The sequence below is a fragment of the Niastella sp. OAS944 genome, from assembly GCA_024809215.1.
GTDB lineage: Bacteria > Bacteroidota > Bacteroidia > Chitinophagales > Chitinophagaceae > Niastella.
In genome coordinates, this window is the sequence record JANUBW010000011.1 from 87332 (window position 1) to 99367 (window position 12036).

General features: G+C 44.2%; 9 protein-coding genes. All 9 read right to left on the reverse strand.

The window, feature by feature from the left end; genetic code table 11:
• Position 1 precedes the first annotated feature (1 nt).
• A complete protein-coding gene (locus GGD38_RS31905) occupies positions 2-1342 on the reverse strand; it encodes an MFS transporter (protein WP_375296420.1) in 1341 nt (446 codons plus the stop codon).
• Positions 1343-1372: 30 nt separating this feature from the next.
• Positions 1373-2116 carry a polysaccharide lyase family 7 protein gene (locus tag GGD38_RS31910; protein WP_375296421.1) on the reverse strand — a complete coding sequence of 248 codons (744 nt, stop codon included), beginning with the start codon at positions 2114-2116 and terminating at the stop codon, positions 1373-1375.
• Complete coding sequence (locus GGD38_RS31915; RefSeq protein ID WP_375296422.1) at positions 2113-3000, reverse strand: alpha/beta hydrolase fold domain-containing protein; 888 nt, start codon at positions 2998-3000, stop codon at positions 2113-2115. The genes GGD38_RS31910 and GGD38_RS31915 overlap by 4 nt, the downstream gene beginning before the upstream one ends.
• A gap of 34 nt (positions 3001-3034) precedes the next feature.
• Entirely contained in the window at positions 3035-3373 is a 339-nt protein-coding gene (locus GGD38_RS31920) for a cupin domain-containing protein (protein WP_375296423.1), read from the reverse strand.
• Between the two features lie 6 nt (positions 3374-3379).
• The gene (locus GGD38_RS31925; protein WP_375296424.1) at positions 3380-5518 is read right to left on the reverse strand and encodes a heparinase II/III family protein; all 2139 of its coding nucleotides are present in this window, start codon (positions 5516-5518) and stop codon (positions 3380-3382) included.
• 6 nt (positions 5519-5524) lie between these two features.
• Positions 5525-7825, reverse strand: coding sequence for a chondroitinase-B domain-containing protein (locus GGD38_RS31930; RefSeq protein WP_375296425.1), 2301 nt, complete (start codon positions 7823-7825; stop codon positions 5525-5527).
• A 171-nt stretch (positions 7826-7996) separates the two neighbouring features.
• The gene (locus tag GGD38_RS31935; protein WP_375296426.1) at positions 7997-8719 is read right to left on the reverse strand and encodes a FadR/GntR family transcriptional regulator; all 723 of its coding nucleotides are present in this window, start codon (positions 8717-8719) and stop codon (positions 7997-7999) included.
• Between the two features lie 41 nt (positions 8720-8760).
• A complete protein-coding gene (locus GGD38_RS31940; RefSeq protein ID WP_375296427.1) occupies positions 8761-10356 on the reverse strand; it encodes a hypothetical protein in 1596 nt (531 codons plus the stop codon).
• Positions 10357-10454: 98 nt separating this feature from the next.
• Positions 10455-12023 (reverse strand): RagB/SusD family nutrient uptake outer membrane protein, encoded by a 1569-nt coding sequence (locus GGD38_RS31945; protein WP_375303931.1) that lies wholly within the window; start codon positions 12021-12023, stop codon positions 10455-10457.
• Positions 12024-12036: the final 13 nt, after the last annotated feature.

The window sequence follows — 12036 nt, forward strand, 5'->3', positions numbered from 1 at the left end:
TTTACTTAATTTTTTTCGTTGATGTTATAAATGTTATACAGGCCCAGGCAATGGGCACCATGGCCGCGCCCATTATAAAAAAAGAAGTGTAACTGGTTTTGGTGATCACCGGTACTATCCAGGTGGTGATGAGTGTGCCAAGCACGGCGGCGGTACCACCCATACCAGCAACCGTTCCTACGTTCTTACCATTGAAATAATCGCCGGGTAATGTTTGCAGGTTGTTGATCAGAAATTGAAAACCGAACAAGGTAATACTGATCAAAGTAATGGCTATTGAAATATTATCCTTTAAATGATCGAGGTAACCGGCAATACAAACCAGCGATATCAGCATCAGTACTGAACCTATGGCCATAGCCCGTTTTCTTGCTTTTGCAGCCGGCATTCCGCGTTTGATATAATAAGAAGAAAAGAAACCGCCCGACAGTCCGCCAATTGCGGCAAACAGGTAAGGCACCCAGGCAAAGGCACCAATCTGTTTCATATCGAAATGATATTGCTCTTTTAAAAAGGTGGGCAGCCAGGTTACAAACAACCACCATACGGGGTCAATAAAAAACCGTGATGTAATAATGCCCCAGGTATTTTTAAAATGTAACAATTGTTTCCAGGAATACACGGTTGATTCAGGAACCGTATTCACCGCATCGGTATGGCATTCGAGAATATGTTGTTGTTCTTCCTTAGTGATCCAGGGATGTTTGTCGGGTGTTTGTTTATTGATGAGCAGCCAGGGAACAATCCATATTATGCCCAACACCGCAATGGCGGCAAAGGTAAATTTCCAACCAAAGGCCAGGTACAATGCGGCGATCACGGGTGCAGCCACAACACTTCCCAATGAAGCGCCGGCGCCAAATATTCCCTGCGCTATTGCTCTCTCTTTGGCAGGGAACCATTCTGCATTGCTTTTGGTGGCACCGGGCCAGTTACCCGCTTCGCTTATGCCCAGCAAAAAACGAAACACGCTGAACGATAAAATACTTTTTGCCAGGGCATGCAAGGCAATGGAAATGCTCCAGCCTACTATCGATACCGTCATGCCCAACCGCGTACCAATGGCATCCATCATTTTACCAGTAATGGTTTGCCCAATAGCATAAGCCACCATGAAGAAAGTAGTAATAAATGCCAGCGCCGTTTTGCTATCGGCATCGGCAATACCAAAGTCTTTATAGATGTAGGGCCACATGAAATTAATGGCGCCCCGGTCTATGTAATTGATAATAGTGGCTAAGGCTATTAACCCCACTATCCACCACCGCAGCCCTTTTACTTTAAAGGCTGTGCCCGGTACGGGTAACTCAGCCACGGGTTGTATGTTTTGTGTTACTTTCAAAATGACAAGTTTTTTGAATGATCGTCTTTGTTATTGATGCGTTACCGATACTTTATAGATCACTACTTCACCATAAGCATCGCACAATTCGCCCGGCACTTTCTTTTTACCCTGGCAACTTGATTGCACATAAGTGCCTGCCTTAAAATAAGCGCCTGAAAAATGAACAGGATATGTTTCTACCAGCGCATCGTTGTAATAACTTTTCACCTGATTGCCCGATACTTCAAACTTTACTTTGAACTTAGTGCCCAATTCATAATTATTTGTAAGTACAGCGCCATCATCGCCATTGTGATCGATGAACAGTTTCCTGCCTTCCAACCTGAATACGATCACATCGTCATTTGCATCGTGAATTTGACCGGCCACTATATGTGGTTTTACCGTTGGCAAATGCGTAATGGCCTGTTCTATTTCCATTATATGGGTACCGGCATCTGACGACCAGCCGGCGTTGCTTTTTCCATTATTGATCATCTCGCGCAACTCACTTCTGGGGTAACCCGAACCGCTGGTTGTTGTGCCACCGCAATTGGCCCTGAACACCACTCCGGAATTTGCTTCGTTGTTTTGAAACCAGGGTGTAATGGAATAGGTATTCAGTTTAGGTTGTTTTATTTCGTCGCTCCGGCCATCGTTGTCTTCATCCAGTGGAATATTCAATTTCCAGTTGGTGAGGTCTAACACATTGGCCGGATAGTTTGTAGCCGGCTTACCAGCCATACAAGCTATCAATCCGCCAACAATAAACAAGCTGTTTGCTTTTATCATTTCGCTATGTTTAATTCCTTCAGGAAAACGATGATCGATTTATTCAGCTCCGAGTTTTTATCCTGGGGAAAGTTGCCATGCAAACCGCCGGGGATGGTTACAAAGGTTGTTTTAACACCTGCCTCTTCAAATTTCTTGTGGAGGTCAACTGATTGTTGATAAGGTACAACCGGATCGGCATCGCCATGTACAATGAATGTGGGCGGACTATTCTTAGTTACATAGTTGATGGGCGAAACTGATTTTATGAAAGCCGCGTCTTTAGCTTTATCCCCCAACCAACGCGTGGCCGACTTGCTGGTAATGCGTGGGCCATAAGCCCAATCGTTTACATCGGCAATACCATATTTATCTATAATAGCTGCTACTTTAATATTTTCTACGCCTTTGCAATTGCCATCAAAGCGATGATCATTGGCCAATAAACCGGCCATCAATGCCAGGTGCCCGCCGGCGCTACCGCCCATGATCACAATTTTATTTACATCAACATTCAATGCGGCTGCGTTCTTTACAATATAGGCCAATGCACATCTTGCATCTTCCACGGCAGCGGGTGCGGTAGCCTGCGGAGTTAATCGGTATTCGATATTCGCCACGGCAAAACCCGCTTTGAAAAATGTACTAAACCCGGTTTGCGATTCCTTGGTGCCATGGTTCCAGCCACCACCATGAATATTTATAACAATGGGCACTGGTCCTTTATCTTTTGGCGCCAGGTACAGATCGAGCTTTTGCTCCCAACCAGGGCCTGAAGCGTACACAACATTAAACAGTGCATTATAACCTACAGGGTAATTAACTTTTTTTACCGCAGTATCTTCCTGTGCGTTTCCGAATAGGCAAGCGAATAGCCCTGCCATTAAAAATGACATTTTTTTCATTAGAGCAAGTTTATGTTCTTTAAGTGGTGTAAGGTTATTTCAGAAAATCTTCGCGATGGGGTGAGAACACGTCTACCAGCATCCCGGCTTCGAGGCATACACAACCATGAATAACATTTGGTGGCACATAGTAACCATCGCCCTTGCGAATGATCTTTTTTTCATCGCCAATGGTCATTTCAAATACGCCACTTTCAACATAGGTTACCTGTACATGCGGATGCTGATGCAGTGAACCAACGCCACCTTTCTCAAACTTTGCTTTTACCAGCATGATCTGATCATCGTACCCATATATCTGTCGTTGAATGCCGTTACCTACATCTTCCCAGGGTATCTCCTGCTCAAACTGAAACTCATTGCTACGTAACATATATGCCTATTTTATAGTAATAAATGATTGTTTATTGTTGTACTGCAGCGCGATGGTATACTTCTTCTTATTATAAGTAAATTCAAAGGCGGTGACTTCTGCCCCATCGCTTAACAGCTTTATTTCTTTTGTTTGCGGTTTAAACCCTACCGTATATTCTGCTACCGGGTTGGTTTTACCATGTGGTTCGGTAATATTTATGAACGTATGTGCAGCCTTGCCTCTTTCAGAAATGATATATGCTTTTTCACTACGCAGGTTAAATTCAGGATCATTAGCGCCACAGGTCACAAAGGAAACATGGGTAGCGGTATCGGCCAGGAAAGTAGTGGTATAGAACCGTTTGTTATTGATAAAAGTGATAGCGCCATTGGCCGAACTCAGTTTGGTTTCGCCATTTACCCACATATGCTGATACCCGAAATTATCGCCGGCCGGCAGCAGTTGGTTATTATTAGTAGTAACAGGGAAATTAGTATCTGTAAGATGCCCCTGGTACCAGAATGGCAGATCGTATTGATGCGGGGTTGAACTATTTGCTCGGAACACATCGATCAGTAAGGGCATGGTAGCGCCATCGGGTTTAAAAAGAATGGCTGTACGCATCAGTTGCACGCCTTCAAAAGCATGATCTTCTTTTGCACTCACCACCTGGTATTGCGGGGTTGCATTAAAGTAGATCAATTCGGGCGAAGCTTTCTCCCCCGCTTTCTCATTACCCTTGTATTGCGATTGTTTATCTACCGCTATGGTATTATGGGCAATGGTTTGTTTACCCCAGGTATTGTTTTCTTTAGTATAGTTGCCGCCGTTCTTCGTTTCGATATTTAAGAACCGTACCGCACCATAATCACTGAACACTTCGGTATTATTGTCGTAATATAAAATATTCAACCGGTCAAAATGGCCATGCCCCATGCCCTGCGAAGCTGCTTTTAGTACTACACAAGCCTGGTCATCGTTATTGCCGTCGCGTAAAATACCCAATCCGCCATCTTTACCATTGGCCCCATCGCTTATCCACATGGGCTGATAGGCGAATGGTTTGGTTTTACCTTCTGCAATGGCTTTGGCTACTCTTAAACCGGCATCACTGATGATCACCTTCTTTTGTTGTTGAACAACATCAAGCAGATCGTCGTTCGATTGCATATCGCTGTAAGCTATATCAACAGCATACACCATTTCTTCGGTCTCTAAACTTTTATCCTTCATGGCGTCGTTCAGCGGGAAGAACATTTTATTGGTATAGGTGCATTGTAATGCCGTGTTCACCGCTTTCTTTAACAACCCACCGCGGTAATCATAAATACCCAACTCCGGCTGATATTGATGTATTGTTTTAGCCAGCATTATGAAAGGTAAAATTGCATAGCGTTGGTAGTAGGGCCCTTCAGTATAATAACCATCGGGTGAGAACAACTGGTTCAACTGTGCCAGAAAACCAGCTTTATCATCTTTCCTGCCGCCATGCAGGGCTATCTCAACCCAATCTTTGCGGCCGCACACATAACCAGTCATTCCAACTGCGGCTACCGACCAGGTGCCATGGTTATGGATCTTATTGAATATTTCACCATTCACTTCCGACAACTCTTTTACAATGGGTTCGAATAATTCGCTCTCGATCTTTTTTCTTTCTTCCGGTTTCAGGTAATCGTACACACAATCGTACCCCTGTATTACATATACCTGCCACACACAATCGTTGAGGTTTTGCCAGAACATTTTACCACCGGGTTGATCTTTACGTTTTGGATGACGGCCCCAGGTATTATACACTGCCGCATACTGCAACAACAAGTCCTTTACATAACGGGCATATTGCTCATCTTTGGTTATTTGCCAGGCAATGCCGCAGGCCAGTATATTCTGGTAATTCTTTTTATGCTGCTCATGCGTGGTACCACCGCCGCTATCATGTGGCGTAGGTACATCAATAGCTCCCTTAATAGCTTTATCGGCATCTTTCTTTAACTCCTTCCACGACTGTTGTAACAAAGGATATTTTGTAACGCCATTGCGAACGGTCTCAATATTTTGCCGGGTAAGCAACAAAGAGGGATGCTGTTGTTGCGCCCGCGTGGTTTGCAACAATCCGGCTATCATCGATACAACTAAGCACAATCTTTCTATTCGTAGCATGCGTTATTAATTTACACCCAATCTTTTTCCATCGGCAGCTACCAGGTTACCGGAAGCCAGTCTGAAATCGTACAGGGACGGATTGTTAAATACAGGGGTATTGTAAAAAATATGTTTACCGGTCACATTATTAAAGAACGAACTTACCCGACCGCTTTTATAAAAATTACAGTAATCAACTTTCAGTTTGTCCCAACTCATTTCTTCAAACCAAATGCATCGGCCTCCGGCGCCGCTTTTATTAAACACACAATTGGTAACGGTAGCTATTTGTGCACCCAGCAGTTTTACCACACAGCCCTGCATGCGGTTCTCTACTTCGTTGAAAGTGCAATGATCTATCAACACATCCGGACCTGTGGTACTTTCATCATTACCACCGCGGTATACATTAATGGCGGTGCTGAGCATATTGGTGAACACACAACCTGTTACAACCAGGTGGGCTACATTGTAAATACCTTTATCATCTTTTTCGCTGGAGAAATCGATACCCGTACCTGAATTATGATGAAATAAACTATTGGTGATGATCACCGAATCGGCATATGTACTTTTTGTACCCCTTATACAGGCGAAACTGCTTTCATTGAAGTTGAAGAACTCGCAATTGTTTACTTGTAATCGGTAATGACTGTTCATAGGTTTTACCGTGGTGCTGATGGCAGCCTGCACATCGTCATAACTTTTATAGGCGCTATTGAACTGAATGTTTTCTACAGTTACACTGCCACCATTTTCAATTACGATAAACGCGGGCAAACTTTTTTCACCAACATTTACTAATTGTGATTTTGCACCTTTAATAGTTAATAGGGTACGGACCACCAGTGGTTCTTCGATTTGGTATAGCCCTGTATCGGTGAGTTGAATAATATCGCCGGCTTTTGCTTTGGCAACAATGGCTGCCAGTTGCTTACTTTGCGCGGCCGATACTGAATAAGTTACAGAAGCAGTTAGTGTTGGCTTTGAGGGAGTGTACCAGGCTGCACCGGTTTCCTTTGCATTCATCACCGGCAATTGTTCAATATCTATCCCTTTATCATGTTTTATCATAGGATATATATTAATAAGCGTATCAAGTCCTTTGCCAGCAGTGAACCCCTTTACAATTGTAGTAACACCTGGTGCAACGTAGGTATTGCCTGAGAACAAAATACCGCCATCATTATTGGCATCTTCATAAAGGCGCTTTCCTTTGGATGCAATAAAATTGTTTCTAAAAACCACATTTTGAGGAGCAGCTGTACGCTCAGGATCTTTGCCTGCCCCAAAAACAATGCTTTTACAATTGATAAAAGTATTATGGTGTATTTGTACATCTTTTACCTGCACATAGCGATTAGGTAAAGAATTCGGCACACCATTCAGTACGCTGAACGCGGAATGAAATCGCTCGCCGGCCAGATCAACAAAAAAATTATTACTTACGGTATGGCCAGGGTTTATAACACGCACGCCACCAGTATATGGTTTATTACGACCAAAAAATACATTGTTGCTTACGGTGTTGCGTTCGCCATGTCGCAGCACCAGTCCGCCCTCGCACTCTAAAAAGGTGTTACAGTTAATCTGGTTGTCACCGCTTTTTATAGAAATGATCTCTACCTCACCGCTACAGCGTTCAAAATAGTTATGATGAATATTGGTGCGGGAAGAAGTCAATGCATAGCGTGACACTCCCACCCTGATGGTTTCGCCACCATTGGAGCCCAGGGGTAATCTTCCGTTGAAGTAATTGCTGTCTATTTCATGGTGGTTCTGCTGACTGCGTTCATCATTCAATTCAACAATAATAGTAGTACCGCCTGTAAGTTTATTGCCAATGGTGCAATGATCGATTCGGTTGTACTGCCCCCATAAAATGATCCAGTTCTCGTTATCGAAACGGCCAGGTTTATTATAGCTGTCAATTACGCAATTGGTAAGGCGGCAATGGTTAGCCAGTTTATCATTATTCTTTCTAAACTCAATCACGGCGCCTTTTTCGGCAAACCCATCCACAAAATGAATGCCCGATACCACCACATAATCGCTACCAAATTTTATAAATGAGTTACCAGTGAATTGTACAGCGCCCGGCGTGGCAGCAGCAATTACAACAGGTTTTTCTTTTGTACCGTTTGTTTCAATGGTAAGCGCTACATCTTTCCAATTGCCTTTATCAAGCAAGATGGTATCGCCGGGCTGGGCGTTTGTGAGGGCGTTGTTTAGTTGTTGGGGGTTGCTTACTAATATGGAAGCGGCTTGTGCACCGTGCGCGAGCAGAGCTATAACTAGGAAGTATATGTATCGTATCTTTTTCATTAGTATTTGTCTGATTTGAAACTAAAGGCCCCCTCCCCAAACCCCTCCCCCGGTGGGGGGAGGGGCTTCCCTTTATAAAATCATTGTGATTGAGGTTTGCCATTTATTAAGCTGCCGCACAGAAACTCCGCGAACTAAGAACTAAAAACTGAGAACTAAGAACTGAACAACTCACCAACCTTTTTTCTCCATGCTTATTCTCAAAATATCATCAAGATGCGCCGCCATCGCAGCCCCCGCCGCATCGGCATCCTTATTTTCAATAGCCTGTAATATTTCATGATGCTCTGCCATAGCCTGTACACCACGGTTGTCGCCACAGATCTTTTGATCAATAATATTCTTAATAATATCGGGCAACAACATCAGCAGCATCGACTCAAACACTGAGTTCTTGGTGGCATTGGCTATACGCAGGTGAATAAACATGTCTTCCTGCACCGCATCCTGTTTGTTGTTCACTTTATTATCGTAATCAGCAACGGCCGACCGCAACAATTCCAGGTCTTCATCGGTGCGCCTGATGGCCGCCAGGCGGGCAGCATTGATCTCCATATAATACCGGGCTTCTATCAGCGCAGAAAAATCATCTTTATTGAAATTGATGATATCGGTTAGTACGCCCTCGATCATTTTGATACTGTAACCCGATACATAGGTGCCACTTTGCGGCGAGGTCTTCAGCAATCCAAAGAACTCCAGCTTGCGAATAGCTTCGCGCACATAACTGCGGCCAACGCCCAGTCTTTCGGCCAGTACCCTTTCAGCCGGCAGGCGGTCACCAGGTTTTAGTTGTCCTGTGGTGATCAGCTGTTTTAATTGCTGTATGATCTTATCGGTGGGACTTTCCACTTCTATGCTTTTGATACTTTGTATTATATCTGCGGTATCCATAATGTTACTTTTATTTACAGGTGTAAGGTTAATGATTTTTTTTATTGCTCTTTCATTATGTCGATTGTTAATGTAGAAGTTCCCTGTGAGGGTACCGCTACCACGTTGATCGCATTAACTTTGATCAATATATTTTTAGTTGCTCCGGTGCCGCCTGCAGGTGTTACTTTAGCCCAGATCACTGAAGAAGTACTAAAGGTACTATTGTTTGGTGCATTGGCAGAGGGAGCGCTCACCCCGGTGAAAAATGCATCGTTCAACTCGGTAATGGTGTTGGCATTGAACTTAGTGATAATATTACTTTCTGCCGATCCTGTTCCCAATACCCTGAACAGGGTTTTCTTCAGGGTGTTTGCCGTTGGCGTAGGCGGCGCCCAGCTGGCACCATTGCATTTAAAGGTCGATAAAGTACCCGCCGAAATATTCGCCGGGTTATTAAAGGCTATCAGTGGCGTACTGTTACAGAAGATGGCAAAATCAATACGCGCATTATAACTGGCATCATTAATTGCTTCGCACGGCCCAACCACCGGCGCCGAAGGTTCGCCCGTAAAGAAACAGGTGGTTGAATTGGTGCCGGTAAGTCCCTGCGCCATCATGGTAAGATTTTTCCAGTAATAATACGGCAGTATTACAACCGGTACGGTGGCCGAATTCTGACTATTACTGGCATCTTTAGCTACCAACTTACACCCCGTTACTGTAGCGCCATACCCAAATGTTGAATAGGTGAATGTATAATTATATTCATTGGTCGTAGATCCGGTTAGCGTTGGCGTAAGCGTTCCCTGCATGGTTTCGCCACTGCCGGTAAGGGCATATACCGTAACTGTACTTAAGGGCGTATATGATTTGAGGGTACCGCTTATTTCAGGTTTACCGTCGGGCAGGGCAGCTTTAAGCTCAGTAGCATTGAATGTGATCACAGGTTTAAATGGAATGTTGATAAACTGTATCACTTTTTCTGTTCTCAATCCATATATATCAACCGCCGTTACTTTCAATTGCCCGGCGCCATCGCCATAGGTATAATTATAATTAATAGTATACTCTTTTGCGCCATTGGCGGCCATACTATCAAGAGCTTCGAAATTACCGTTGCGGTTATCCGAGATATAGATCTTTGACAGTCCCGTTTCGGTAGTGGCCCTGGCACCGATTGCCGTTGTGCCCGTTAACGAAGGAGTTATTTTATCGGGCAAGCCGGTTATTACAGGTGCATTGGGATCAAAGTAGCTGATCCTGATTATTTTTTCGAAAGAAGCCTCATTATCCTGTACGCACAACAGCTTCAGCCCTTTTACGGTGGCCAGATTGATACCTGCCCAGGATACGGCCTTTACCTCAAACTTGTAGTCGCGCCGGTTTTCTGCAGCAGGAAAATCAACCTGAATAAGTGTATCCTGCTTGCCATCGCGTTGTAAATAATAATAGATCACTTCCATATTAATGCCCGAACTAACGTTACCGCTAACGGTGGCCTGTGGCTGAAAACTTTTTAAAGCCACGTTATATACAAATTCCTGGCTTTCCAAAGTGCCCTCAGGCTGTACAAAGTCTTTTTTATGACAGGCTACCATTACCAAAACCATAATGGCTAACCCGGTAATTATTGATGATTTGAATATTTTTATCATAAGGCAAGTCATAGTTAGTTAATTAAGGAGTTTCAAGATGGGGCACCTTTTGCAGAATGTTAAGCAATTTCAGCCATCTGGTAAAGGCACCGCGCCTTTTAATACCCTTTATTCTGTTCAATCGCTATTTCATTATTCGTATCCAATTCACGTTGCGGTATCGGCAATAGCGGCCGTATATTAATATTAGCCTGCAACTCGGTCAACAACAATGCCGGTTTGAATCTTTTATAATGTGCATCGTATTCAGACGCGTAATAGGCATTCATGGCCGTTACAAACTGACCGGTGCGAATAAGATCGAACAGCCGATGGTTCTCATACGCCAGCTCCAATCTTCTTTCATCGAGCAGCTTAGGAAGGAAGGTTGTGGCCGTAATTGCTTCGGCGCCAGATGAAGGATACTGATAAAATTGCGCAGAGAATGTTCCTGTGCCAGGATATACACCAGCCCCGGCCCTGGCCCTGATGCGGTTGATTAGATCTACAGACGCCTGATCAAATCCAAGCGCTTCAGCTTTCATCAACAATACATCGGCAAAACGTAGTACGGGGAAATCATTCTCGGCATCATTCTTTACCATCACGGCAGATAAAAATTTCTTTACATAGTTCAGCGAATTGTACCGCGCAATGGTGGCATCCTTGCGTTTATCGGCAAAACCGGTAGTGGGCACAATATATTTGGCCACCATATTATCGGTTGGGTAATTCAACCCCGAGCCATTTCCATTTACAATGGCACTCCCGCTGTTGAGTGCCGCAAATGAATTGGCCATATAATTACCAAGCCCCAGACCACCCGCTTTGTAACGAACCGCGAAAACGATCTCTTTGTTCATTTCATTGCTGATAGAGAACACATCGGCATAGGCCGACATCAGATCATGCCCGCTGTTTGTGATCACCTCATCGAGCAAGGGCAATGCATCGGTTTTACGGTTTAGGGTTAAGTATACTTTCGCCAGCAATGATTTGGCAGCCCAAACAGTGGCCCGGCCCAGGTCTTCCTGTGCCATAGCACTATAGGTTTTCTTTAGCATAAACCCTTGCGCAGCTTCCAGGTCGGCCGTTATCAGTTTATAACAATCCTCTACCGAAGAGCGATTGACAGATTTCAATGCAACCGGATCTTCTTTTGTTGTAAGCAGGAACACCCCGCCATACAGGCGCACCAGGTTAAAATAGTGATAGGCTCTTATAAACAATGCCTCTCCGGCCAGTTGTTTCCGTTGCGCTTCGTCCATTTGCGCAATGGGCTCGCCCATGGTAATTTGTCCATTGGCATATTCAATACCCAAACTTCTCAAAACATAATTGGCGCTGCGAATATTCTTGTACGTATAATACCAGTAATCGTATACCTTATCGTGCGATGAGTTTTGCAGGTAGGTGTTCAGATCATTCAATTCAATATTTGGCACCGATGTACTACCCGGTGAGCCTTGTTTTGCAACATCGGCCCGCAACTCGGTCATCATCCATTCGGTTTCCAATGGTTTTTGCAAACCGTTATAACAACCGGTGAGCGCCACCTTCACTTCTTCATAATTACGATAGTAATTTTCTACCGTCACATTCGACTCCGGCTTCAGGTCAATGATCTTGTTACAGGCCGCAAAGCTGGCAACAAGTAGTATGATGGAAGTTTGTTTAAGCAATTTCATGACGAATATTTTT